The 24,230-nt window shown below is 62.1% G+C and carries 20 protein-coding genes; 10 read left to right on the top strand and 10 right to left on the bottom strand.

Features of this window, described 5'->3' with window-relative positions:
* Nucleotides 1–13: 13 nt before the first annotated feature.
* Entirely contained in the window at nucleotides 14–1,306 is a 1,293-nt protein-coding gene (locus tag CKO11_RS00345; protein WP_317851784.1) for a PP2C family protein-serine/threonine phosphatase, read from the top strand.
* Here CKO11_RS00345 and CKO11_RS00340 read toward each other — a convergent pair.
* The 5 genes from CKO11_RS00340 to CKO11_RS00320 form a co-directional block, all read right to left on the bottom strand.
* Nucleotides 1,303–2,478, bottom strand: a complete 1,176-nt coding sequence (locus CKO11_RS00340) for an HlyD family type I secretion periplasmic adaptor subunit (protein WP_223631780.1) — start codon at nucleotides 2,476–2,478, stop codon at nucleotides 1,303–1,305. The genes CKO11_RS00345 and CKO11_RS00340 overlap by 4 nt on opposite strands.
* The gene (locus CKO11_RS00335; RefSeq protein WP_223631778.1) at nucleotides 2,475–4,619 is read right to left on the bottom strand and encodes an ATP-binding cassette domain-containing protein; all 2,145 of its coding nucleotides are present in this window, start codon (nucleotides 4,617–4,619) and stop codon (nucleotides 2,475–2,477) included. The genes CKO11_RS00340 and CKO11_RS00335 overlap by 4 nt, the downstream gene beginning before the upstream one ends.
* 121 nt (nucleotides 4,620–4,740) lie before the next feature.
* The gene (locus tag CKO11_RS00330) at nucleotides 4,741–6,078 is read right to left on the bottom strand and encodes a TolC family protein (RefSeq protein WP_223631776.1); all 1,338 of its coding nucleotides are present in this window, start codon (nucleotides 6,076–6,078) and stop codon (nucleotides 4,741–4,743) included.
* A gap of 12 nt (nucleotides 6,079–6,090) precedes the next feature.
* Nucleotides 6,091–9,672 carry a beta strand repeat-containing protein gene (locus CKO11_RS00325; RefSeq protein WP_223631774.1) on the bottom strand — a complete coding sequence of 1,194 codons (3,582 nt, stop codon included), beginning with the start codon at nucleotides 9,670–9,672 and terminating at the stop codon, nucleotides 6,091–6,093.
* Between the two features lie 315 nt (nucleotides 9,673–9,987).
* Nucleotides 9,988–10,425 (bottom strand): NUDIX hydrolase, encoded by a 438-nt coding sequence (locus tag CKO11_RS00320; RefSeq protein ID WP_223631772.1) that lies wholly within the window; start codon nucleotides 10,423–10,425, stop codon nucleotides 9,988–9,990.
* A gap of 93 nt (nucleotides 10,426–10,518) precedes the next feature.
* Here CKO11_RS00320 and CKO11_RS00315 point away from each other — a divergent pair, with 93 nt between their 5' ends.
* Genes CKO11_RS00315 through CKO11_RS00290 form a run of 6 tightly spaced genes read left to right on the top strand, consistent with a single transcriptional unit; the run spans nucleotide 10,519 to nucleotide 17,026 of the window.
* Nucleotides 10,519–11,535: an Hsp33 family molecular chaperone HslO gene (locus CKO11_RS00315; protein WP_223631770.1), complete on the top strand. Its 1,017-nt coding sequence runs from the start codon at nucleotides 10,519–10,521 to the stop codon at nucleotides 11,533–11,535.
* Entirely contained in the window at nucleotides 11,528–12,121 is a 594-nt protein-coding gene (locus tag CKO11_RS00310) for an NUDIX hydrolase (RefSeq protein ID WP_223631768.1), read from the top strand. Before CKO11_RS00315 ends, CKO11_RS00310 begins: the two co-directional genes overlap by 8 nt.
* Nucleotides 12,118–13,272, top strand: a complete 1,155-nt coding sequence (locus CKO11_RS00305; RefSeq protein WP_223631766.1) for a CCA tRNA nucleotidyltransferase — start codon at nucleotides 12,118–12,120, stop codon at nucleotides 13,270–13,272. The genes CKO11_RS00310 and CKO11_RS00305 overlap by 4 nt, the downstream gene beginning before the upstream one ends.
* 51 nt (nucleotides 13,273–13,323) lie before the next feature.
* Nucleotides 13,324–15,177, top strand: coding sequence for an ABC transporter ATP-binding protein (locus tag CKO11_RS00300; RefSeq protein WP_223631764.1), 1,854 nt, complete (start codon nucleotides 13,324–13,326; stop codon nucleotides 15,175–15,177).
* Nucleotides 15,178–15,226: 49 nt separating this feature from the next.
* Nucleotides 15,227–16,462: a class I SAM-dependent RNA methyltransferase gene (locus CKO11_RS00295; RefSeq protein WP_223631762.1), complete on the top strand. Its 1,236-nt coding sequence runs from the start codon at nucleotides 15,227–15,229 to the stop codon at nucleotides 16,460–16,462.
* 60 nt (nucleotides 16,463–16,522) lie between these two features.
* On the top strand, nucleotides 16,523–17,026 hold the full coding sequence (locus CKO11_RS00290; RefSeq protein ID WP_223631759.1) for a murein L,D-transpeptidase family protein: 504 nt from the start codon (nucleotides 16,523–16,525) through the stop codon (nucleotides 17,024–17,026).
* Nucleotides 17,027–17,083: 57 nt separating this feature from the next.
* On the opposite strand, the gene CKO11_RS00285 is transcribed toward CKO11_RS00290, so the two are convergent.
* Nucleotides 17,084–17,593: a CAP domain-containing protein gene (locus CKO11_RS00285; protein WP_223631757.1), complete on the bottom strand. Its 510-nt coding sequence runs from the start codon at nucleotides 17,591–17,593 to the stop codon at nucleotides 17,084–17,086.
* A gap of 199 nt (nucleotides 17,594–17,792) precedes the next feature.
* Here CKO11_RS00285 and CKO11_RS00280 point away from each other — a divergent pair, with 199 nt between their 5' ends.
* On the top strand, nucleotides 17,793–18,401 hold the full coding sequence (locus CKO11_RS00280; protein ID WP_223631754.1) for a L,D-transpeptidase: 609 nt from the start codon (nucleotides 17,793–17,795) through the stop codon (nucleotides 18,399–18,401).
* A gap of 3 nt (nucleotides 18,402–18,404) precedes the next feature.
* Here the strand turns inward: CKO11_RS00280 and CKO11_RS00275 are convergent, their stop codons facing one another.
* The 3 genes from CKO11_RS00275 to hemH form a co-directional block, all read right to left on the bottom strand.
* On the bottom strand, nucleotides 18,405–19,355 hold the full coding sequence (locus tag CKO11_RS00275) for a phosphatidate cytidylyltransferase (RefSeq protein WP_223631752.1): 951 nt from the start codon (nucleotides 19,353–19,355) through the stop codon (nucleotides 18,405–18,407).
* Nucleotides 19,352–19,945: a lysophospholipid acyltransferase family protein gene (locus CKO11_RS00270; protein ID WP_223631750.1), complete on the bottom strand. Its 594-nt coding sequence runs from the start codon at nucleotides 19,943–19,945 to the stop codon at nucleotides 19,352–19,354. Before CKO11_RS00270 ends, CKO11_RS00275 begins: the two co-directional genes overlap by 4 nt.
* Nucleotides 19,946–20,126: 181 nt before the next feature.
* Nucleotides 20,127–21,185, bottom strand: a complete 1,059-nt coding sequence (hemH, locus tag CKO11_RS00265; RefSeq protein ID WP_223631748.1) for a ferrochelatase — start codon at nucleotides 21,183–21,185, stop codon at nucleotides 20,127–20,129.
* A gap of 113 nt (nucleotides 21,186–21,298) precedes the next feature.
* On the opposite strand from hemH, the gene otsB reads away from it, so the two are divergent.
* Both otsB and CKO11_RS00255 read left to right on the top strand, forming a co-directional pair.
* Nucleotides 21,299–22,039: a trehalose-phosphatase gene (gene otsB / locus CKO11_RS00260; RefSeq protein ID WP_223631746.1), complete on the top strand. Its 741-nt coding sequence runs from the start codon at nucleotides 21,299–21,301 to the stop codon at nucleotides 22,037–22,039.
* A complete protein-coding gene (locus tag CKO11_RS00255) occupies nucleotides 22,039–23,385 on the top strand; it encodes a trehalose-6-phosphate synthase (protein WP_223631744.1) in 1,347 nt (448 codons plus the stop codon). The genes otsB and CKO11_RS00255 overlap by 1 nt, the downstream gene beginning before the upstream one ends.
* Here the strand turns inward: CKO11_RS00255 and CKO11_RS00250 are convergent, their stop codons facing one another.
* The gene (locus tag CKO11_RS00250; RefSeq protein ID WP_223631743.1) at nucleotides 23,386–24,216 is read right to left on the bottom strand and encodes a methyltransferase domain-containing protein; all 831 of its coding nucleotides are present in this window, start codon (nucleotides 24,214–24,216) and stop codon (nucleotides 23,386–23,388) included. It abuts the gene before it with no gap.
* Nucleotides 24,217–24,230: the final 14 nt, after the last annotated feature.

Genomic DNA, 24,230 nt, shown 5'->3' with positions numbered 1-24,230 from the left:
CAATTTTACACCGGTGAGCCTTGTGACCCATTTGCGACCCGACCGCCCAACAACAGATCGCGGTGACACGCCTGCGCAGCCACGGCGTGTGCTTGTTGTCGATGACAGCCGGATGAGCCGACGCATTTTGTCGGCGCAATTGACGCGCTCCGGCTATGACGTGCTGGAGGCCGAAAGCGGCGAAGAAGCGCTGGAAATCTGCCATCAGACCGAGCCGGATTTCGTTTTGTCTGACTGGGTGATGGACGGCATCAGCGGGATCGAATTTTGTAAGCGTTTCCGCGAGATGGAGCGCAGCGGCTATGGCTATTTCATTCTGCTGACCTCCAAATCTGACAAGAACGACGTGGCCGAGGGGCTGCAAAGCGGGGCCGATGATTTTCTGGCCAAGCCCGTCAATGGCGACGAGCTGCGCGCAAGGCTGACCGCGGGCGAGCGGATCTTGCGGATGGAACAGGCGATGCAGCACCAAAACCGGCTGCTGTCATCGGCACTGGAGGAATTGCGCTCGGTCTACGACTCGATCAACCGCGATCTACAAGAGGCGCGCAAACTCCAACAAAGCCTTGTAAAGGAACGCTTCCGTTGCTTTGGCAATGCGCAGGTGTCGCTGACGCTGCGGCCCTCGGGGCATGTGGGGGGCGATCTGGTCGGGTTTTTCCCGATCAATGCGCGGCGCGTGGCGCTTTATGGCATTGATGTTTCGGGCCACGGCATCACATCGGCGCTGATGACGGCGCGGCTGGCGGGCTACCTGTCGGGGTCATCGCCCGAACAGAACATCGCGCTGATCCAAACCGAATTTGGCATCTATGACGCGCGCGATCCGGCGGAACTGGCCGCCTATCTCAATGCGCTCGTGTTAGAGGAAATGCAGACCGACAGCTATTTCACGCTGATCTATGCCGATGTCGATCTGATCTCGGGGCGCGCTGCGCTGGTGCAGGCGGGCCATCCGCATCCGGCGGTGCTGCGCGCCGATGGGTCGGTTGAATTTCTTGGCAATGGCGGGCTGCCGGTCGGGCTGATCGACGGCGCGCAATATGAAACCGTGACCACCCAGCTTGCGCCCGGCGACCGGCTGTTTTTGGGCTCTGACGGGATCACCGAGATCGAATTGTCCGATGGTGAGCAACTGGCCGAAAAAGGCCTTTCTCGCCTTCTGGGCGCGCTCACACATATGCGCGGGCAGACTTTGCTTGATGCACTTTATTGGGAATTGCAGCGTCTGTCCGGCGATGCCTTGGCCGATGATGTCTCTGCCGTTCTGTTCGAATTCGACGGCGCCAAGGAAAACGTCGGTTAGGGCTCGCGCAAAGCCTCGCGGGATTTGTAAAGCGGCTTCATCAGATAGCGTAGGATCGTCTTTTCCCCGGTGTGCAATTCGACCGAGGCCTGCATCCCCGGACGAATTTCAAAGCTGCGCTGGCGTTCGGTCAGATGCGCCAAATCCACCCGCAAGGTGACCTTGTAATAGGGTTCGGCCTCGGGCTGGCGCTCATCTTTGAACGTGTCGGCCGAGACGAAATGCACCGTCCCCTTTAAGCTGCCATAGATTGTGTAATCATAGGCTGACAGCTTGATCGTGGCATCTTGGCCCAGCTTGACATTAGCAATGTCTTTGGGCGCGATCCGCGCATCGATGAAAAGCTCCTCATCAAGCGGGATGATTTGCATGATCTCTTCGCCGGGGCGCACCACGCCGCCGATGGTGGTCACCGAAAGCTTGTTGACCACCCCCCGCATCGGCGAGGTCAAAAGCGTGCGTTCCAACTGATCTTGCGACAGTTTCAACTGCTGACGCAGCGTGCCCAGCTTTTCAAGCGTATCAGAATATTCTGCCGCCCGTTCCAGTTCCACCTTGGTGATGATGTCATTCAGTTGCGCCTCGGCATCCGAATAGCCCTTGCGCGCCTTGGTCACGTCAATCAGCGGCGCGATGTCCTTTTCATACATATTCTCCATCAGGTCGCGCTCGGCCTTGGCCTGTTTCAGCACCGCCGCCGCCCCCGCCTTGCGGGATTTGAAATCACTTAGCCGCGCGACCAGCAGCGCGCTTTCCGATTTTACAATTTCGGGCACAAGGCGTTCTTGCTCTAGGCTGGCTTCAAAGGCGTCAAAGCCGTTCATCTCGGCCTCAAGCCGCAACTGCCGAATTTCCAGCGCCGCGATCTGGGCGCGCAGATCATCTACCTGCGCGCGATACGAGGTGGCATGCAATTGCCCCAGTACCTGGCCCGGTTCGACGATTTCCCCTTCCGAGACATTAAGCTGCGCCAGAATACCCCCTTCAAGGTTCTGGATGATCTGCGGCTTGGAGGAAGAAACGATCTCTCCGGGCCCGCGCACGATCTGATCGACCGAGGCAATCGCGGCCCAAGCCAGAAACAAAACCACCGTCGCGGCGACCAGCCAGATTGTCAGGCTTAGCTTGCGCGCGGCGCTCACCAGCGCGGTGGGGTCGACCGTGGTCGTCATTGCGGCGCCCCGGCCTTCGCCTTGGTCAGATGCGCCAGCACCGCATCGCGCGGCCCATCCACCGCCATCCGGCCATTTTGCAAGATCAGCGTGCGCCCAGTCAGCGACAAGATCGGCACGCGATGGGTGGCGATGATCGCCGTGCGCCCGGTCAGCCAGCTATCAAGACGGCTGACCAATGTGGTTTCCAGCGTGGTATCCAGCGCCGCGGTCGGCTCGTCCAAGATCACCACGGACGGGTCTTGCAGCCACAGCCGCGCCCAGCCGATCGATTGGCGCTGCCCAACCGAAAGCCCCTCGCCGCCATCGCGAATTTCCAGATCAAGCCCCCGCGGATGGGCGCGCAGGAACGGCCCCAGACCGGCAAAATCCAGCGCGCTATAAAGCCGCTCTTCGTCGCGCTCCAATTGGGTCAGGTTCAGGTTGTCGCGCAACGTGCCCGAAAACAGCCGCACATCTTGGCTCAGATAGCCGACCGAGCGGCGCAAATCGCGCGGATGCAATTGCCCGATATCGACCCCATCCAGCAAAATCCGCCCTGCCGCCGGTTCGTAAACCCCCGCCAAAAGCTTGAGCAGGGTGGATTTGCCCGAGCCATTCGCCCCCAAAATCGCAACCCGCTGCCCCGCCGGAATGCGCAAAGCGGGAATGTCGATATTCGCCGCGCCCTCGGCTTCATATTTGAACTCTAGGCCGCGCAGCTCATATTCGCCTTCAATCGCTTCGGCGCGCAAATAGCTGCGGCTTTCGGCATGCACTTGGTCGGCGCCGGCAATCGCGTCCAGACCTTCAAGCGCGGCTTTGACATTGGCCCAGCGCGCCAATGTGCCCGCCAATTGCGTCAGCGGAGCCAAGGTCCGCGACGTCAGAATGCCGATGGCAATGATCGCGCCAACGGTGAATTCGCCAGCAAAGACCATATAGGTGCCAAACACCACCGCAGCCAGATAGGTGCCCTGCTGCACCATCTGCGCCCAATAGGTCAGTGCCGAGGCCAGCTTACGGCTTTCAGAGGATTTCACCGCCGAAAGCGTGGTCAATTCTTCCCAAATCCGCTTGAACCGGTCGTTGCCGCGCTGGGTCGACACCGTCTCATGTTCATAGATCGCCTCATGCAGCAGCTTCGCCGCACGCATCGAAGCCCCTTGCGTGGATTTGGTGATCTCGACCATCCGCTTTTGCATCAAGAACCCAGGCAACACCATCAGCACCGCGCCCGCCGCCAGCACCCAGACAAGATTGCCGCCGATACTGGCCACCAAAAGCAAGAATATGAAAATGAAGGGAATATCGGCCAATGTGCCGATTGTGGATGCGGTGAAGAACTCCCGCACCGACGAAAATTCCCGCATCGCGGAAAACAACTGACTGGGCGAGCGGCGCCCCGGTGCGGCCTTCATGCCCAAAAGCCGGTCCATCAACAGGCTTTGCACCTTTAGTTCGATATTGCGCCCCGACAGATCCATCAGGCCCGAACGCGCCAATTTCAGCGCCATCTCCAGCACCAAGGCCAGCATCGCGCCCAGCGCCAAAACCCAAAGCGTCGCCTCGGATTCATGCGGGATCACACGGTCGTAAACCTGCATCGAAAACATCGCGACAGACACAGCCAGGATATTGGCAAAGAAGGAGCCCACCGCCACTTCGGCAAAGGCTATGCGCTGCGCCTTGAACGCGCCCCAAAACCAATGTTCTGGCGCCACCTCTGGGGCGTGGCGTTGTTCAAGCTGACGCAAGGATGTGCGCGCGCGGATGATCTGCCCCGAAAAGAAAGGCGCGAAATCCTCTAGCGGAACCTCGGCGCGCTGATCGGGGCAGGTCTTGTCATAAACAAAAAGCGTATCGTGCTCTTGCCCGATCACCAGCACCAACTGGCCCGAGGTCATCTGTGCCAAAGCAGGCCATTGTCCGGGCGAAAGCCGGTCAATCTGTTCGACCGCGGCCGTCATCCCCGCCACGCGCAGCACGGCGGCGATATGTTCGGGCTGCACCTCGTCATTGGGGCCGCCGGTCACAGCCGCCGTCGCCTCGCCCACCGCCAAAAGCATTTGCTCAAGGATATCGGCTGCAGGCACCTGCGCGCCCAAAAGCCCTGCATAGGCCGCCGCAAGCTCAGATCGCGCCCGGGCACGGCGTGGCATCGGCGGGGAAGAGGTAGAAGCGGGGGCAGTTTTTGGGCGCGCACCATCAGCAGCCCCGCTGACACGGGCCGCGTTGATGTCGAACGCTATGACTCTGTCAGCCAAAAACCCCTAGACCTTGTCAGATACTACTCCCGTTTATCAATATCCCGTGTTTGCGCGCGATTTCCAGCTTTATTAACGCAATGTCGTATTTCAACCCGGCCTGCGCATGCGCCATCTGCGCGTAATTCTCGTAGATGTTGACAAGCTCCATCAACGTTCTTCGGCCCATCCGGTATTGCTCGGTGAACATTTCCAGCGCCGCGCCGGTTTCTTCGACCACTTTCGCGTCGCGGGCGGCCCGCGATTGCAGGGCCATCATCTTGGCGCGCAAGGCCGCCACATCCTGCACATCGTCCTGTTTCGCCTTCGCGACCCGGGCAAATGCCGCCTCTTTCGAGGCTTCAACCGCCGCAAGCGTGTCCCGCGTGCCAAACCCCAACATCTGCTCCACGCCCAGCGCCAAACCCACCGAAGGCTTTCCACTGCCCGCCGTGCCTTGCGCCGAAAGCCCCGGCAGATGCCCGGCGCGGGCCATTTTCGCCTCGGCCTCGGTGCGCCCGGCTTCGGCCCGCGCCAAGGTCACCGCCAGCGCATCGGGCAGAACCTCGGGCAGGTCAATCCGCCCAAGGCCGGTCAGCCCATCAAGCGATTGCCCGGTCATCGACTGCAACTGCGTCATCGCCGCCTGGGCGGTGTCACGGTCAGCCTGCGCGGTGGCGCGCATTTCAGAAAGCTTCTGCGCCAAAACCCGCGCCTGCGACCCGTCCGACAGCCCGCCCTCGACGCGCTGGCGCATGATATAGTTATAATCGCCTATCTTGGCAGCCGAGCGCTCGGCCACCGCCGCCTGTTCGCGCGCCTTAAGCGCGTTGATATAGGCCTTAAGCCCCGCCGCGATCGTATCGTTCATCTCGCGCGATAAGGTAACGGCAGCCACTTCGACATCGGCCGCGGCATGGTCGCGCTCGGCGCGTTTGGCACCGTTGTCCCACAGCACTTGCTCCACCAAAAGCTGGGTTGCCAAATCGCCCAACGAATTGAGGGTGACGGTCGGGCCAACGCGCGGCAACCAATTTTTCGATTTCGCCTGCGCCGTCAGCCGTGCAACGCGCAATTCAGCCTTGGCCGTGCCTTTGGCATCGCTCAGCACTGCATGGGAGATTTGCGCATAAGGCCCCGAGGCGGGCAGTGCCGAAACGCGCCCTGACAGATCGGAAATGATCGCCGATGTCTGCGCCGTGGTGCCGGGCTTGCCCGGCATCAGACCCATCGTCGACGGCGTGAAGGACGAGCGACCAGAGGGAAACGGCGTCCCCTCCATGCAGCCGCTCAGGCCTGCTGCGATCATGGTCGCCGCGGTGATCCGGGCCAGTGTCCTAGCCCGGAACAGCGGCTTTGCGCCTGTCCGGGTCATCTGCACCCCCGATCAGGTGGTCTGCAGATGGATCTGATCGTCGATGATCAGCGTGCCACCGTCGTTGCCCAGCGTATAGATGCTGTAGGTATTGCCCCCAACGACTGTATCGGCATTGGTGTCCTGCGCCCCCAGCGCGGTGACATCGTCAAGGCTATCGCCTTGGATCATCAGCGTGTGGTCTGGCCCGGTCAGCTCCATCAATTGCGATTCCGTGATCGTCAGATCCGCTTGCGGCGCGAAGTTCAGATCGATCATCCCAAGGTCGAATTCACCCAGACCGCTGCGCGACAGATCCACCGTCACCGCCGAGGTGTTATCGACCACCAACAGTGTCGAGGCGTCGTTGCCCGCACCATCTGTGTCGGTCACCACCAGATAGGACCCATTGGGCACCGCGGTGTTGAAATCATAGCTGCCATAGCCGCCATAGGTGTTCAGCGTGGCCGTATTGGACACATCCGACACCGTGCCCGCCGCACTGACCGCCGCGATATCATAGGTATCCTCGCCCAGATCGGTGCGCAGCCCAAGCAGCGCGCCAGCGTTGCGGGTAAAAGCAATGATATCGGGGCTGTCGGGGGCCTCCACGTCATAGGTGAAGCTGCCCGTTGCGGTATCGGTGTTGCCCGCCGGATCGACCGCCGTGACCTCATACCCCATCGTACCCGAAGTACCCGAAAGATCATCGCTATCGAAAGTGACAGACCAGTTGCCTGTCGCCCCGGCCGTAACCGTTTGCGAGGCCCCACTGGCCAAGGCCACGGTGATTTGCGAGCCCGCTTCGACGGTGCCCGCAATCTGGAACCCGTCCGCGCCCTCTTGCGCATTCACAAGGTTATCCCCGGTCACCGTGGCATTCGGATTGAGATCGCGCACCAGCGGGTCGAAATCGACCGTGCTCGATTGCGAGATGGTGTTGCCATAGGCATCGGTCGCCCAGACCGTCAGGGGCACATTGTCGGTTTCCGCTACGGGCAATTCGCCCGCCGGGATCGTTGCCGTCCAAGTGCCATCGGCCAGAACCGTTGCCGTGACGATGCTGCCAGAGGCCAGTTGCACCGTCACATCCGAGCCGGGCTCGACCGTGCCGGTCACCAACAGCCCCGAAGCCCCCTCGGCAGCGTTGACGATGTTATCCGCCAAAAGCGCATTCGGCGTGGGCGTGGTATGGGTCAGGTTTTGGACCTGCGTATCCACGGTGATGTCATGCGTGGTCGTGGCCACGTTGCCCGCCGTATCGGTCGCGGTCACCGTCGCGGTAGAGGTGTAATCGCCGGTGCGAATTTCGCCTGCGGCGAAGCTGGCCGACCAGTTGCCACGGGCGTCAGCGGTCACGACGCGCGTGCCGCTTTCGAATTCGACCTGCACGGTTGCGCCCGGTTCGGCGGTGCCGGTCAGCACTAGGCCGGCGCCACGTTCCGCCCCGCTCAGCACATCATCACCGCCCGCCTGACCGGGGCTGACAGCCACCGAAGTATCCGTGTCGAAGGTGATCGAGCGGGTATCGGTTGCCGTGTTGCCATAGGCATCGGTCGCGGTAACGGTCGCGACATAGCTGCCCGTTGTCAGCGCGGTGCCGCTCACAACCAAATTCCAGGCGCCATTGGCCGCCGGGGTGGTCGTGTAGTTCACGCCGCCCAACTCAACTGTCACCGAAGTGGAGCCCGCCTCGGAAGTGCCCGAAAGCGTGAAGCCCCCCGCCGCTTCGCGAGCGTTGACCACGTTATCGCTGGTCACATTACCAGCATCGAAAGCAACCGCCGCGTCCACATCGAAGGTAATATCGCGGCTGTCCGTGGCGCTGTTGCCATAGGCATCAACCGCCGTCACCGTCGCGGTATGGGTGCCGGTGCTCAGACCGGCGCCGCTGACATCCACGCTCCAGCTGCCATCGGCCGCAGGCGTCACGTCATAGCTCACCCCGCCAAGCTGCAGCTCAATCGCGGTCGTGCCCGCCTCGGAAGTGCCCGAAAGAGTGAAGCCGGAAGCTGCCTCGGCGACATTGACGACGTTATCGCTGGTCACATTGCCAGCATCGAAAGCAACCGCCGCGTCCACATCGAAGGTGATGTCGCGGCTGTCCGTGGCGCTGTTGCCATTTGCATCAACCGCCGTAACCGTCGCGGTATGGGTGCCCGTGCCCAGACCAGCGCCGCTGACATTCACGCTCCAGCTACCATCGGCAGCCGGCGTCACGTCATAGCTCACCCCGCCAAGCTGCACCTCAATCGCGGTCGTGCCCGCCTCGGAAGTGCCCGAAAGCGTGAAGCCGGAAGCCGCCTCGGCGGCATTGACCACGCCATCGGCAGTGATCGCCCCGGAACCAAAGGCCACGGCGGCCTCAGTATCGATATGCACATCATGGGTGGCCGAGGACGGATTGCCCGCCGCATCGGTCGAGGTAACGGTAACCGTCGTGTCATAGGTGCCGCCGGTCATTTCGCCCGGCGTGTAGATCACCGACCAAGTGCCATCTTCGGCCACCGTGGTGTCATGGGTGACGCCTTCCATCGTAACCGACAAAAGCGCGCCCGGCGTCCCGGTGCCCGACACCAGCGTGCCGACGCTCATCTCGATGGCATTGACGACATCATCGCCTGCAACCGCATCGATCACGATATCATTGGGCACCGTGTCGACCACCAGCGTATCATTGATGGTCGTCTTATTGCCAAGCGGGTCGGTGGCCGTGACTTCAACCGCCTCGCTATATTCGCCCGGCGGCAGTTGGCTGGTGGTGAAGGTCACACTCCAAGTGCCATCGGTACCGACCGTGGTCGTCTGGGTTTCCCCGGCCACCGTCACAAGGATCTCTGCGCCCGCCTCACCGGTGCCGGTCAAGGTGATGCCATCTTGATATTCAGCAAGATTTTCAATGTCCCCGGTGGATTGCACACCACTGGCAAGCGCCACATCCGGCGGCGTCATATCGATCAGGAAATCCGGGCCATCCAGTTCGTAAAGCGTGGTATCGGGGGCCGTCACAAAGACCGTCGAAGTCATGTCGCCATCCGAGGGGAAGCTGTCGCCCTCGAAGGTCACCGACCACAAACCATCGTCGTCAACCGTGGTTTCCAGCGACTGATCGCCCAAAACGACGACCACGGTCGACCCCGGTTCGCCCGTTCCCGATACGATCGCAGCCGGATCTTCGGTATTCGTGGTCAGGGTATAATCGGCATCGGGGTTGTCCACCGTCGGAATGATCGCCGAGGCACCGCCACCGCCCGTGCCGCCGCCACCATTCGGGTTCAGCACACCAAGCCCCACAAGGCCTGCGCCGGCAACCCCCAGCCCGCCAAGACCCGCCATCGGCGCAAACATCGCCATGCCGGTCGCGTCATCGCCCGCGGGCGCAAGAATATCGTCGCCATCAAGGAAGGCCAGTTGATCGTTCGGGCTCCATTTGCCGATCACCTCGACCTGCCCGTAACCGGCGTAAATCACCCCGTCGCCGCCATCTTCCAGCGTGACTTGGGTCAGTTCCCCATCGGCGGAAATATAAAGCTTGGCATCGGCATCGAAATAGCCCGACAGCGTGATCACGCGACCATCGACCAGCGCGATCTGCAAATCGTCACCGTCGCGCATGTATCTGAGAATGCTGGTGCGCCGGAGGTTGAGCGAGACTTCGTCCCCGCGACCCACTTGAATGAAGTCGCTCGCGCCCTCTCCGGAAACGAGTCCCCGCGTCACGCCGCCCATGGAATCACGGACGGCAAAGTCCACCGACTTTACCATTGTACTGCTCCGCCTCGATAACTTCCGGCTCTTTTCGGCCAGATATGCTGCTGCTTCTTAATGAATTACTGGAAAACACGCCATTAGGCTAGCGTGAACTTAATATGGATAGGCAATTTATGGTTGAGTTGGGCAACTGTGGACAATTTGCACCGCAATTCGGCCCTATTTTTGCCAGATTCGCGCCATAAAGTGTCGATCCCCCGCATTTGCAAGGCATGCAAGCGCCTTTTCCCGCTCCATCCAACAGGCTTCATGCCCCTTTTCGGTCGGGGCACTGCGCCGAAGGATGGGCCGGGCCAGATAAATGTGGCAAATCTTTTCCGCCCAGAGGTCGTATTCCGGCATGTAGGTAAAACGCCGATAGGCCCCAAGTCGCCGTGCGCCCGAAATACTCCAGCCGGTTTCTTCGTAAACTTCGCGGTGCAACGCCATAAGCGGCCCCTCGCCCGGGTCGATCCCGCCGCCGGGCAATTGATATTCGGGCGCCGGCTCCTCTTGATGGGTGATCAGCACGCGCGTGCCCCGCATCAACACCGCATAGGCCCCCGGACGGGCCTTGTAGTGCTGCCCACGCACCACTCTTTCTCCGAAACGACGCATTTTCGCCCCTCTCCCCCTTGGCCGAGCGGTTGCCCCCACCATATAGGCACGATATGCCAGCCCAAGGGCTGATCGAAAACCCCCGGGATTCTTATGACCACGCTTACCGATATCGCTTGGGACGATACCGTCCTGCCGTTCCAGCTTGACCGTTCCGACGTGCGCGGCCGCATCGCGCGGCTTGACGGCGTGCTTGAAGACGTTCTGCGCCAACACGACTACCCCGCCATCGTCGAAGGTCTGGTGGCCGAGGTCGCGCTTTTGACCGCGTTGATCGGCCAAACCATGAAACTGCGCTGGAAGCTGTCGCTTCAGGTCCGCGGCAAAGGGCCGATCCGCATTCTGGCCACCGATTACTATGCCCCGGTTGAAGAGGGGGCACCCGCACGCATCCGCGCTTGGGCCAGCTATGACGCCGAACGGCTGAATGAAGAGGCCCCCGATCCCTTTGCCGAAATTGGCGAGGGCTATCTGGCCGTGTTGATCGATCAAGGCGAGGGCAATCTGCCCTATCAGGGCATGACCCCGCTTGATGGCGGCTCGCTCGCGCGCTGCGCCGAAACCTATTTTGCGCAATCCGAACAATTGCCGACCCGGTTCCAACTGGCCTTTGGCCGCTCTACCGAGCCGGGACAGGGCGAGCATTGGCGTGCGGGTGGCGTAATGCTGCAAATGATGCCCGCCGTCGCCGGGGCGGCACGCGAAGGCACGGGCGAAGGGGGCCTGTTGCGCCACACCGACATTCTGTCGGGGGCAGCGGATGAAAACTGGAACCGCGCCAACGTGCTGCTCGACACGGTCGAGGAAATGGAACTGACCGGCCCCTCGGTCGGGCTGACCAACCTGCTTGTTCGGCTGTTCAACGAAGAGGTGCCGCGCGTCTTCGACCCGCAAAAGGTCTATTTCGGCTGCACCTGCTCCGAAGAACGGGTGCGCACCAGCCTGTCGATCTATTCGGCAAAGGACATCCGACACATGACCACGCCCGAAGGCACGGTCACCGCCGATTGCCAGTTCTGCGGCGCGCATTATGTGTTCGACCCGCTGTCGCTGGGTTTCGAGGCGGTGAAGAACCCCGATGGCACCCCCAAAGAGGCAGATGATGCCTGATGCTTTCGCCCCGATCCTTGCCGCCCTGGCAAGGCCGGGGCAAGCCTCGTCAGATCATGATCTCAACCCAGAAACCGTTTTGCCCGAAAATCGGGTCTTGCGGCCTGCTGGGGTGTTGGCGGCTTTTGAACAAACGCCCCAAGGGCTGCGCCTTTACCTGACCAAGCGCGCCTCGCATCTACGCCATCACCCGGGGCAGATCGCGCTGCCCGGTGGCAAGGTCGATCCGGGCGATACGGGTCCGGTCGCCGCCGCCCTGCGCGAGGCCGAGGAAGAAATCGCCCTGCCCCGCAGCCATGTGCAGGTTTTGGGCACGTTAGAGCCGCATGAAACCGTAACCGGCTTTTTGGTCACCCCGGTTGTGGCGCAGATCACGGCGCCCTTCACCCCGCGCCCCGAAGCGGGCGAGGTCGATGAAATTTTCACCGTGCCCTTTGCCCATTTGACGCGCGACAGCTTTCGCGTGGAACAACGCCGCTGGCGCGGCGGGATGCGGTCATATTATGTGGCGCCACTTGGCCCCTATTACATCTGGGGCGCGACGGCACGTATTCTGCGCGGGCTGACCGAGCGGCTGACACCATGAAGCTGACGGCCGACTGGCTCACTGAACCGCATGTGCAACGCGTTCTGGAGCTGCTGGAAGCGGGCGGGCACGAGGCGCTTTTGGTAGGCGGATGCGTGCGCAATGCGGCCCTGTCTGAGCCGGTTTCCGATATTGATATCGCCACCGATGCGCCCCCGGAGCGCGTGTTGAACCTGGCCAGAGCAGCGGGCGTCAAAGCCGTGCCCACCGGCATTGAGCACGGCACCGTGACCTTGGTGGTGGACCACCAGCCGCATGAGATCACTACGTTCCGCCGCGACGTGGAAACCTTTGGCCGCCATGCGACCGTGGCCTTTTCCACCGATGTGGCCGAAGATGCCGCGCGGCGCGACTTTACGATGAACGCGCTTTACGCGCGTGCCGATGGCACCGTGCTGGACCCGCTGGGCGAAGGCTTGGCCGATTTGCAGGCGCGCCATCTGCGTTTTGTGGGCGACCCTGCCGCCCGGATCGAAGAAGACTATCTGCGCATCCTGCGCTTCTTCCGTTTCACCGCGTGGTATGGCGATCCCGCGCGTGGCATGGATGCCGACGGCTTGGCCGCCTGCGCGCAACATTGCGCAGGGCTAGAGACGCTTTCGCGCGAACGCATCGGCCATGAGATGCGCAAATTGCTGGCCGCGCCAGACCCGGCCCCCGCCATTGCGGCGATGGCCGCTTGCGGGGTTCTGGCGCAGGTTCTGCCCGGCGCCGATGCCAAAGCCCTCGCCCCCTTGGTGCATCTCGAAGCGGGTCTTGCCCCCGATCCGCTGCGCCGTCTGGCCTGTTTGGGCGGCGCAGAAGCCGCCGAAAGATTGCGGCTGTCCAAGGCCGAGGCCAAGCAGCTTGAAACGCTGCGCGCAGCACTGGGCGAGACCGTGTCAGACCCCGAATTGGGCTATCGCTATGGCGCGCAAACGGCGCGCGATGCGTTGCTCATTCGTGCCGCCCTGATGGGGCAGGACATCGCGCCCTCAAGCTGGGACAGGGTCAATTTCGGCGCGGCCCAAAGCTTCCCGATCAAGGCAAAAGACCTGATGCCCGCCTTCACCGGCCCCGCCTTGGGGGCGAAGCTGCGCGACCTTGAAAGCCGCTGGATCACCTCTGGCTTCACGCTGACGCGCGACGATCTATTGCGCGACCTTGGCTGACCTTTTCCTTCTGACCCGGCCCGCTATATGGTGGCGCCGAAAGGAATTCCCATGATCGACGCCTTCACACCCGCCGAGGGGCCACCCCCGCAGCGCCTGCTGTCTTTCCTGCGTTGGTGCCTGCGCGGCGCTTGGCCCGTGGTGGGCGTGGCGGGCGTGGCCTCGGCGCTTGCGGGCACGATGGAGGTGGGCGCGGCCTGGCTTTTGGGGCTGGTGATCGATTCCATCGTCGGTGCCGATCCGGCCACATATGGCAGCCAGCATCTGTGGCTGCTGTTGGCCTTTGTGGTCTTTTATCTGGTGATCCGCCCCGCGTCGTTCGGCTTTTCGACATGGTCTTCGAACATGCTGGTCGCGCCCAACCTGATGCCGCAGGTGCTTTCGCGCCTGCACCGCTGGACCATGGGCCATGCTGTCACCTTTTTCGACAATGATTTCGCAGGCCGCATCGCGCAAAAGCAAATGCAGACCGCCCGCGCCGTCACCGATGTGGTGACCGAAGTCATCGGCACCGTGTTTTTTGCGCTGGCCTCTATCATTGGCTCGGTCTTCCTTTTGGCTGGAATAGACACGATTGGCGCGCTGGCGCTTGGGGTCTGGCTGGTGTTTTACCTGCTGTTGATCCGGGCCTTCTTGCCGCACGTGCGGGGGCGGTCGAAAGCGCGCGCCTCGGCCCGCGCGATGGTCACCGGGCAGGTCGTCGACACGATCACCAACATCAAAACGGTGAAGCTTTTTGCCCATGCCCGCCATGAAGACCAGGCCGCCTTGGGCGCGATGCAGGGGTTCCGGACCGCGGCGCGGCACTTTGGCGTGACCTCGACATGGTATCGGGTCAGCCAGATCACCTTTTCGGGCCTGCTACCGATTTTACTGGTGGGCGGGGCGATCTTGATGTGGCGGCGCGGCGAGGCGACGGCGGGCGACATTGCGGCTGCGGGCGCGGTTGCGATGCGGATCACGCAAATGTCGGGCTGGGTTTCGCAATCTTTGATGTCGCTGTGGTCGAATGTGGGCGAGGTCGAAGACGGGATGCGCACCCTTACGCCTGCGCATGACATCACCGATGCGCCGGGCGCACGCGGCCTTGAACGGGTTCAGGGGGAAATCCGCTTTGACCATGTCAGCTTTGCCTATGGGCGCGACAAAGGCGGGGTCGTAGACCTTGACCTGACGATTGCCCCGGGCGAACGGATCGGCATTGTCGGCGCTTCTGGCGCGGGGAAATCGACCCTCGTTTCGCTGCTTTTGCGGCTTTACGACACCGAGAAAGGCGCGGTCTTGATTGATGGTCACGACCTGCGCAGCGTCACGCAAGAAAGCCTGCGCCGCCAGATTGGCATGGTCACGCAAGAAACCGCGATGTTCAACCGCTCGGCGCGCGAGAACATTTTGTATGGCCGCCCAGATGCGACAGAAGAGGAAATGATCGCCGCCGCCAAAGCCGCCGAGGCGCATGAGTTTATTTTGGGTCTAACCGATCACACCGGCAAAACAGGCTATGATGCGGCGCTGGGCGAACGCGGCGTGAAGCTTTCGGGCGGCCAGCGGCAACGGATTGCGCTTGCCCGCGCCTTCTTGAAAAACGCGCCGATCTTGGTTCTGGATGAGGCGACCTCTGCCCTTGATAGCGAGGTGGAGGCACAAATCCAGCAAGCGCTGCATCGGGTGATGGAGGGCAAAACGGTGCTGGCCATTGCGCACAGGCTGTCCACCATTGCGGAGATGGACCGGATCATCGTGCTGGATGAGGGCCGGATCGTCGAGCAAGGCTCGCATAGCGAACTTTTGGCCGAACAGGGCCTTTATGCGCGCTATTGGAACCGGCAATCGGGTGGGTTCATCGGCACAGATGAAGACGAAGATGGCGATGAACCGCTCGAAACCATCGAGGCGGCGCAATAGGCTTGGCCGGGGCAGGGTCTTGCGCTAAGCGGGCCGCAAGGAGACCGCCATGACCGAGCCGCACACCCTCACCATTGACCGCCTGTCGCTTCTGGCCGATGGGATCGCACAAGGCGATGCGGGGCGCGTGTATGTGGCGATGGCGCTTCCGGGTGAGGTGGTCAGCGGCAGCGTCGAGGATGGCCGGATGGCAACGCCCAGCATCCTCACCCCCGCCCCTGATCGGGTCAAAGCCCCCTGCGCGCATTACCGCGCCTGCGGCGGCTGCGTGCTGCAACATGCCTCTGACAGCTTTGTTGAACGCTGGAAGGCCGAGGTCGCGGAAACCGCGCTTTCGACGCGCGGGATCATGGCACAGGTGCGCGCGGTCGAAACCTCTCCCACGCTGTCACGCCGCCGCGCCAGCCTGTCGGGGCGGCGCACGAAAAAGGGCAGTCTGGTCGGTTTTCATGCCCGCGCCTCGGATACGGTCGTCGAGGTGCCGAAGTGCCAAATCCTTCATCCCGACCTGCTGAACGCCCTGCCCGCGCTGCATACGGCCACTGTCCTGGGCGCCTCGCGCAAGGGGGAGGTGTCTTTTGCGATGACGCTGTCGCTTGCCGGGGTCGAGGTCGCGGCGACGGGCGGCAAGGAACTTGAGCCAAAGCTCTTTGGCGACTTGGCGCGTTTGGCCGAAGACCATGATCTGGCCCGGCTCAGTTGGAATGGCGAAACCGTGGCCGCGCGCCGCCCCGCGCTGCAAAGCTTTGGCCCCGCGCGTGTGACCCCGCCGCCCGGCGCGTTTTTGCAGGCCACGGCCGAGGGCGAGGCGGCACTGGTCGATTTCGTACGCACCGCGACAACGGGCGCGGACAAGATCGCCGATCTTTTTGCCGGTTGCGGCACCTTTGCGCTGCCGCTTGCGACCGGGGCCGAGGTGCATGCGGTAGAGGGCGAGGCAGATATGCTGGCCGCGTTGGATAAGGGCTGGCGCACGGCGCCGGGGCTGAAAAAGGTCACCCACGAGGCGCGCGATCTGTTTCGCCGCCCGCTCCTGCCCGATGAGATCGACCGGTTCGACGCGGTGGTGATCGACCCGCCGCGCGCCGGGGCCGAGGCGCAGGTGGCTGAAATCGCCGCCTCCAAGCTTGCCCGTTTGGTTTACGTGTCATGCAACCCGGTCACCTTCGCGCGCGATGCCGAACGGCTGATGCAGGCGGGTTTTGCGCTGGATGACATGATCGTGGTCGATCAGTTCCGCTGGTCGGCCCATATCGAGCTTGCGGCACGGTTTACCCGCGCATAAAGCTTCGCGGTCCGAGGCAAGTCTGATAGGCTTGGACAAAACAGAAACTACAGGCAGATCATGCAGCGTCGCGCACTTCTTTTGGGGCTTTCGAGCCTCGCTCTTCTGGCCGCCTGTGGCGGCGATTCCTCCAAGTTCCGGCGCTATAGCGGGCCGCCTGTCACGCAAATTCAGGTGTTCAAGGCGAAACGGCGGATGATGCTGTTTTCCGGTGATAAGGTGCTCAAGACCTACAGGATCGGGCTGGGCGGCAATCCGGTCGGCAAAAAGCAGTTCGAAGGCGACAGCAAGACGCCCGAGGGGCTTTATTACATCAGCCGACAAAACCCCAATTCCGCCTATCACCTGTCCTTGGAAGTGTCTTACCCCAATGCGCAAGACCGCGCCTTTGCCGAAGCGCAAGGCCGCAAACCCGGCGGCGATATCATGATCCATGGCCGCGCGGGCAAGAACAAGGGGCGCGGGCGCGATTGGACGGCGGGCTGCATCGCGGTGAAAGACGACGAGATCGAGGAAATCTATTCCATGGTCCGGCTGGGCACGCCGATCTTCATTTTCCCCTGACGCGAAGCAAAAAGGCCCCGCGCAGGGGCCTTTTGATCCGGCCGCTCGATGGGCCGCTTATTTGCCGGTGACCATCGTCCACCAGATCTTGCCCGAAGGTTCTTGATACCAAGAAAAGCCCATCTGCGTCGCCTCGGGGTTCAAGATCACGTCGCGGGTATCGGCAAGGTTCATCCAAGCCGACAGCGTTTCGGTCTCGGTCTCATAGGTTTCCGAGATATTCTCGCCCAAAAACTCGCCCCTGAAGCCCGCGCGGGCCACCCGATCCAGCGGCGAAGACCCGTCCGACCCCCAATGCCACGGGCGGTTTTGCAACGCCATATCGCGCGAATGGATCAATGCGGCTTCATTCAGCGCGGTATTCAGCGCCACCGGCGGAGTGCCACGCACGCCGCGCAGGCTGTTGACGGCCTCGACCACGCGGGTCTGAATCTTTTGCGTGTCATTGGCGGAAATGCGGTAGAGCTTCGGCAGGGGCTTGCCATCGGGGCCAAGCTGCGGGCCAGTCGTGGTGCAAGCGGTCAGCGCGAGGCTGGCGGCCATCAAAAGGGCAGTTAAGCGGATCATGTCTTTCCCCCGGAAGTTCTGGCCCCCTTACACCGCCCACTGAGGCCGCGCAAACCCACAGTTGCGTGAAACCGCGCATTGACGCGGGTTTGATTTGCACCTGCGACAAAGGCGCAATAGGTAACAAGCCAACGGGGCACGCCCCCAGATCAGATCACCCCGGCCCGCGCCCCGCGCCCGGCCCGAACGGAGACACCCCATGACGGATGCGCGCAAGATGCTCGACCGCCGCTCTTTCCTTGGCTCTGCCGCCTGCACCGGCCTGACACTGGCTGCGCCCGCCGTATTTGCCCAAACCCCCGACGCGGGCGCGGTGCAATATGAGGAAAGCGCCAATACCAATATGCGGCGCAATATCTCCAGCTTCCGCGAATTAGATTGGCAGCCGTATTTTTCGGACACGCGCAATGGTGCGATCTTGGTCGATACGATCTCGCGCGCGTTGCACTTCTGGTCCGAGGATCAATCGATCTACAAGCTTTATCCGACTTCGGTTCCCGTCTCGGAAGACCTGACGAAACGCGGTCGCACAGAAGTTGTTCGCAAGGTGAAAAACCCCACATGGTCGCCCACACCGGCGATGAAGAAGCGCAACCCCGATTGGCCCGATTTTGTCGATGCCGGGCCCGACAACCCGCTGGGCACGCGCGCGCTTTACCTTGGCTGGCGCTACTACCGGATTCACGGCACGCATGACACCCGCAAGATCGGGCGCAAATCGTCAAACGGCTGCATCGGGCTTTTTAATCAGCATATCGAAGAGCTGTTCGAACTGGCCAAGGTCGGCACTCAGGTGGTTCTGATCTAACGCTTAGCCGTGCCAAAAGAACCGCGTCAGGTGGAAAAACACCGGCGCGGCAAACACCACGGAATCGAGCCGGTCAAGAAAACCGCCATGCCCCTCGATCATATGGCCCCATTCGCGCACGCCGCGATCGCGCTTGATCGCCCCCATCACCAGCCCGCCAAAGAAGCCTAAACTGGCCAGCACCAGCGACATGGCGAAGGCCTGCGCCGGGCTGAACGGGGTGATCCACCAAAGCGCCATACCAATCACCGAGGCCGCCAAAACGCCCACGGCAAAGCCTTCCCATGTTTTCGTTTGCGAGACTTGCGGCGCCACCTTGTGCCGGCCGATCGCCTTATCGGCCAGATAGCGCAGCACATCACCCGACTGCACGACGAACAGCAAGAACACGATCAACAGGATGCTGTCGCCCTGAAAGCCGGGGATCTGCAAGGTCAGGAAGGCGGGCACATGACTGACGCAATAGATCGCGATCATCAGCGCCCATTGGGTTTCTGACACGCGGGTGAGGAATTGCGCCGTTTCGGCCCGCAGCACGGTCAAGATGGGCAGCCCAAGGAAGGCATAGACCGGGATGAAGATCGCGGCGAAGCCATACCAGTCTTGCCAGATCGAGACATATTGCACCGGCAGCACCAGAAAGAACGAGGCGACCAGCGCCGCATGATCGGCGCGTTGGCGATGGGTCAGCGTCAAGAATTCGCGCAGCGCGCTGAACGACGCAAAGGCAAACAGCAACAGCACCGCCCCCTGCCCCAGCAAGAAGGCGATGCATAAAACGACGATCATCAGCCACCAGCCATCGATCCGGGCATTCAGCGTGGCGATGACCGGGCTGTTCCCCTCGGGGTCGAAGCGCCAGCGCAAAAGCTGCACCACCGCCGAGGCGAGCCCCAAAACCGCGAAGACCGCCGCAAAGAGCGTAATCAGATTGACCGAAGTTTCGGCGCTCATGGCCCCTCCTTCGGTGCAAGCGCCAAAAGCGCGGCGCGGGCGCGGGCCATAAACGCCTCTTTGCTTTCGGCGGCCCCCGGGCGCATCGGCGCCCCAAACCCCACGGTGCACAAAAGCGGCACCGGCACCAGTGACCCACGCGGCAGCACCGCATTCAGGTTGTGAATCCAGACCGGCACCAATTCCAGATCGGGCCGGGCTTGGCCTAGGTGGTAGATGCCGGGGCGCATCTCCAAAAGCATTTCATCGCTTTCATTGCGCCGCCCTTCGGGAAAGATGATGAGCGAGGCCCCCTCGTCCACCGCAGCGATCATCCGCTCGACCGGGTTTTCGCTGCGGTTTTCGCGCAGCCGCTCAATCAACAGCACCTTGAAGACATCGCGCCCCATGAACTGACGCAACCGGTTCTTTAGCCAATAATCGGCGGCGGCCACGGGGCGGGTGCGGGCGCGCACCTCGGGCGGCAGCACCGCCCAGATCAGCACCGCATCGGCATTGGAACAATGGTTGGCAAAATAGACCCGCTGCACCCCGGGCGGCAGCGCCACGGTATAAAGCGCCTGCGGTGCCGTCAAAAAACGGATCAGCACCGAGACGCCCCCGGCAGTCACGCGTGCGGCGACGTGCCGCAGCCCGGATTGGAGTGCTTTGCGCAGGTTTGCCCCCTCCCGGCCCACTTGGCCCACTCTTTACGCAAGGTCAGCGTAACGCCGGAAGACGGCAAGGCAAGGAGAAAGACAGGCCAAAGCGCCGCGCGACCAATCGGGTGGATCAGCAGATCCAGCCGCAGAGGTTTTCTTCGACCACTTCCATCAGCGCGGCGATATGGGCATCGTCATCATTGAGACAGGGCACATAGGTGAAGAACTCGCCGCCCGCTTCCTCGAAGGCCTCGCGGATCTCGCCGTTGATTTCCTCCAACGTCTCGATGCAATCGGCCGAGAAGGCAGGGGAAATGACCGCGATGTTCTTTTTGCCCGATTCCGCCAGCCGCGCGACATGTTCGACCGTATAGGGGCGCAGCCATTCCTCGCGCCCGAAAACGGATTGGAAGGTGGTGTCGATCGCATCCTTGTCCCAGCCCAGCCGCTCGCGCAAAAGCCGCGAGGTTTTTTGACATTGGCAATGGTAGGGGTCGCCTTCGCGCAAATAGCGGCTTGGCATCCCGTGATAGGACGCCACCAAAACATCGGGGCGATGTTCCAGATCGGCATAGGCACGTTCGACAGATTGCGCCAAAGCGTCAATATATGAAGGCCTTGCGAAATATTCGGGCGCCGTGCGGGCGGCGGGCTGGCGCTTTTGCGCCATCAGCGCGCGGAAGAATTGGTCATTCGCCGTGGCCGAGGTGGCGCCCGCATATTGCGGATAAAGCGGGAAGAACAAGATCCGTTCACAGCCCTTGGCGACCATTTCCTCGACGACATCATGGGTCGAAGGGTTGCCATAACGCATGCAGAAATCGACCACGACATTGTCTTTGCCATAGCGCGCATCCACCGCCTTGCGCAGCTTTGTCACCTGCTGGCGGGTGATTGTCATCAGCGGGCTTTCGTCCAGCTCTTCGTTCCAGATCGACCGATAATTCTCGCCCGAGGTGAACGGCCGTTTGGACAGGATGATCAATTGCAGAAGCGGCTGCCATTTCCACGCGGGAATATCGATCACGCGCTGGTCCGAAAGGAACTCGTTCAGATAGCGCCGCATCGACCAGTAATCGGTCGCATCGGGCGTGCCAAGGTTTGCAAACAACACGCCGATCCGCGCTGGCGGCACCGCGGGGTGATCGGCAGGCGCATGGGCAAGGCGTGCTGGCCGTTCTTCGGTCATGTCTTTTCCTGTCGTCACTCCGATGAAACCTGACCCGGACTTAATGGGTTTACCGCTCAGGTCAATGCCGCCTTTGCAATGTGTCGCGCCTCACCTAAGTTGGGAGCATGCCAATGAGTGATCCGACCGGAGCCGAAGATGCTCCGCCCGCCCTCGACCCCGCGCAGGACGCGCTGTTTTTAGATTTCGACGGATGCCTTGTCGAGATCGCAGCCCGTCCTGACGCGATTATTGTTCCAAAAGAGCTTGGCAAAACCCTAACCGCCCTGTCCGAAAGGCTGGGCGGGGCGCTTGCCATCGTCTCTGGCCGGTCCTTGCCAGAGTTGGAAACCTTCCTTGCGGGCTTTGACGGGCCGATGGTGGGCAGCCACGGGGCAGAGTCCCGTGGGCTTGGCCGCGCGCCCGTTCGCCCCGAAGGTCTTGCGGCGCTGCAAGACGAAATGGCGGCCTTCTGTGCCGAACAGGGTCTGCTTTATGAACCGAAATCCTTGGGCGGCGGGTTGCATTACCGCGCAAGGCCCGAGTTGCAGGGCGTGACCGAAGGCTTTGCCGCCGAACTGGTCGCCCGTTACCCCGGGTTTGAAGTGCAACTGGCGAAAATGGCGGTCGAACTGCGCCCCGGCGGCGTGTCAAAAGACCGGGCCCTTGAAATGCTGTCGCAAATCGCGCCTTTTTCCGGGCGCCGCCCGGTTTATGCGGGCGATGACGTGACCGATGAACCTGCGCTGGCCTGGGCCGAGGCGCATGGCGGTTTTGGTGTGAAGGTGGGCGATGGCGTCACCGCCGCCAGCCACCGCCTGCCCGCCCCCGATCAGGTGCGCGCTTGGCTGAAAGCCGCTTTGGAGGACTATTGATGGGACGATTGATCTGTCTTTCAAACCGTATTCCCACCGGGGCCAACCCCTCGGGCGGGTTGGTTGTCGCGCTGGGGGACGCACTGGAACAGGCTGGCGGTATCTGGATCGGCACCTCGGGCGAATTGTGCGATACCCCCTCGGACCAATTCCGCGAGATCGAGGGCGGGCCCTTCCGGCGGCTGTGTTTCGATCTGACCGAGGAAGAGCAGCAGAATTATTATGCGGGCTACGCCAATTCGGTGCTGTGGCCGCTGTTTCACGGCCGCACCGATCTGGTTGATATCCATCAGGAATATCTGGCAAGCTACAAAAAGGTGAATCGGCGTCTGGCGCGCATGCTGGCCCCCCTTCTGGACCCCGAAGACCGGATTTGGGTGCATGACTTCCACCTGATGGCCTTGGCGCATGAATTGCGCGTGCTGGGGGTGGGCAACCGGATCGGGTTCTTCTTGCACACCCCGTTCCCAGAGCCGCTGTCCATGCATGTGCTGCCCAATGGGCGCGAGGTGTGCCAATGGCTTTCGGGCTTCGACCTGATCGGCCTACAGGCCGACCGCGACGTGCGCGCCTGTCTGGCCTCGATGGTGGAGATTGGCGAGGCAATCGATCTGGGCACGGGCTATATCCACCTCGGCCAACGCCAAAGCCGGATCGCCGCTTTTCCGATTGCGATTGATGCGCGCGAATTCATGGATCTGGCCGAAGAACAGTTTCAGGCCCTGCCCTCTGGCATCGTGAAAGACCGTCGGCGGCTGATGATCGGGGTGGACCGGCTGGATTATTCCAAGGGCGTGCCGCAACGCTTCCGCGCCTTCGGCGAATTTTTGTCGCGGCATGAAGAATGGCATCGCCATGTCTCGCTTTTGCAGATTTCGCCCCCCACCCGCGAGGGCGTGCAGGCCTATGATCAGATCCGCGAAGAGACCGAACACCTATCGGGACGGATCAACGGCACCTTCGCCGATATCCAATGGGCCCCGGTGCGCTTCATCAACCGCCCCGTCCCGCGTGAGGTTCTGGCGGGGCTTTACCGCGCCTCCCATGTGGCTTTGGTCACGCCCTTGATGGACGGGATGAACCTTGTCGCCAAGGAATTCATCGCCGCGCAAAACCCCGAAGATCCGGGCGTTCTGGTGTTGTCGCAATTTGCCGGGGCCGCCGAACAGATGCCAGAAGCCCTGATCGTAAACCCGCATGACACCGAACAGATGGCCAGTTCGATCCTGACCGCGCTTGCCATGTCACATTCGGAGCGGCGCGAACGCTATGAGGCGCTGATGAAAGTGCTTTTGACCCAAGACGTGCATTGGTGGTCAAAGAACTTCCTGCACGAACTCGGCTAGTCAGGGTTTCTCCCCAGCCGGGATTTCACAGGTGCCCAACGCCTCGGCCAACCGGGCCGAGGCTGCCCCGGGGCGCAGTGGTTTTTGCTGGCTTTCATGCGGCTTCCAGCCGGTCAACCAGACCATGTCGAAGCTTGCCCGCACCCGGCCATCGGGCTCGGCAAAATGTTCGGCGTAATGCGCCATCGCCTGCGCCAGCACTGCACGGCGGGTGAAATGGCGCATACGCCCGGCCAAAGCATTGGTTTCGCCCATTGCGCGCAGATCGGCCAAAAGCCGCAACGGGTTTTCATAGGTGACCTTCCGCAAAACACTGTCTGCCACCGGCAGCGCCAGACCCGCGCGCTGCAAAAGCGCGCCCAGATCGCGAATCTCGCCCATCGGCAGCACCCGCGGCGACAGCCCGCCGCTGACCGCCACCTCGGCCTCGGCCAAGGCCGCGCGCAATTCGGCCAGCGTCTGACCGCCGAACATCACCGCAATGAACAACCCGTCGGGGCGCAACGCGCGCGCCGCCTGCACGATCTGGCCCACCGGGTCTTCGGCCCAATGCAGACACATCGCATGCACCACCAGATCATGCGCGCCTTCTTCCAGATCAAGCACGTCCGTATCCGAAACCCGCTTTGCGCCGGGCAAAACGGCCTGCCACGGCGCGGCATAAGGCGCGATCAGGGCGGGCGACGTAAACCTTTTGTTAACCTCGTTCAGCCTCTCCTGAAGTTCCTCGGCTGCATCTTCGTGCAAGAACAGCTCGAGGCCGCGCCATTCGGCGCGGGCCCGGTTTCGGATCAGGGCGGGGCGGTCGGTTAAGTGGTGCGAGGTGGTCATGGTGATGCGAGACG

This window comes from Rhodobacter sp. TJ_12, from assembly GCF_020023995.1.
Lineage (GTDB): Bacteria > Pseudomonadota > Alphaproteobacteria > Rhodobacterales > Rhodobacteraceae > Rhodobacter.
This window is presented reverse-complemented; position numbering and strand designations above follow the sequence as displayed.

Bases quoted from the DNA above. Each gene is read 5' to 3' on its own strand.
- CKO11_RS00340 (WP_223631780.1), bottom strand. From the start codon at position 2,478: ATGACGACCACGGTCGACCCCACCGCGCTGGTGAGCGCCGCGCGCAAG.
- CKO11_RS00335 (WP_223631778.1), bottom strand. From the start codon at position 4,619: ATGCCACGCCGTGCCCGGGCGCGATCTGAGCTTGCGGCGGCCTATGCA.
- CKO11_RS00330 (WP_223631776.1), bottom strand. From the start codon at position 6,078: ATGACCCGGACAGGCGCAAAGCCGCTGTTCCGGGCTAGGACACTGGCC.
- CKO11_RS00325 (WP_223631774.1), bottom strand. From the start codon at position 9,672: ATGCGCGACGGTGACGATTTGCAGATCGCGCTGGTCGATGGTCGCGTG.
- CKO11_RS00320 (WP_223631772.1), bottom strand. From the start codon at position 10,425: ATGCGTCGTTTCGGAGAAAGAGTGGTGCGTGGGCAGCACTACAAGGCC.
- CKO11_RS00315 (WP_223631770.1), top strand. From the start codon at position 10,519: ATGACCACGCTTACCGATATCGCTTGGGACGATACCGTCCTGCCGTTC.
- CKO11_RS00310 (WP_223631768.1), top strand. From the start codon at position 11,528: ATGCCTGATGCTTTCGCCCCGATCCTTGCCGCCCTGGCAAGGCCGGGG.
- CKO11_RS00305 (WP_223631766.1), top strand. From the start codon at position 12,118: ATGAAGCTGACGGCCGACTGGCTCACTGAACCGCATGTGCAACGCGTT.
- CKO11_RS00300 (WP_223631764.1), top strand. From the start codon at position 13,324: ATGATCGACGCCTTCACACCCGCCGAGGGGCCACCCCCGCAGCGCCTG.
- CKO11_RS00295 (WP_223631762.1), top strand. From the start codon at position 15,227: ATGACCGAGCCGCACACCCTCACCATTGACCGCCTGTCGCTTCTGGCC.
- CKO11_RS00290 (WP_223631759.1), top strand. From the start codon at position 16,523: ATGCAGCGTCGCGCACTTCTTTTGGGGCTTTCGAGCCTCGCTCTTCTG.
- CKO11_RS00285 (WP_223631757.1), bottom strand. From the start codon at position 17,593: ATGATCCGCTTAACTGCCCTTTTGATGGCCGCCAGCCTCGCGCTGACC.
- CKO11_RS00280 (WP_223631754.1), top strand. From the start codon at position 17,793: ATGACGGATGCGCGCAAGATGCTCGACCGCCGCTCTTTCCTTGGCTCT.
- CKO11_RS00275 (WP_223631752.1), bottom strand. From the start codon at position 19,355: ATGAGCGCCGAAACTTCGGTCAATCTGATTACGCTCTTTGCGGCGGTC.
- hemH (WP_223631748.1), bottom strand. From the start codon at position 21,185: ATGACCGAAGAACGGCCAGCACGCCTTGCCCATGCGCCTGCCGATCAC.
- otsB (WP_223631746.1), top strand. From the start codon at position 21,299: ATGAGTGATCCGACCGGAGCCGAAGATGCTCCGCCCGCCCTCGACCCC.
- CKO11_RS00255 (WP_223631744.1), top strand. From the start codon at position 22,039: ATGGGACGATTGATCTGTCTTTCAAACCGTATTCCCACCGGGGCCAAC.
- CKO11_RS00250 (WP_223631743.1), bottom strand. From the start codon at position 24,216: ATGACCACCTCGCACCACTTAACCGACCGCCCCGCCCTGATCCGAAAC.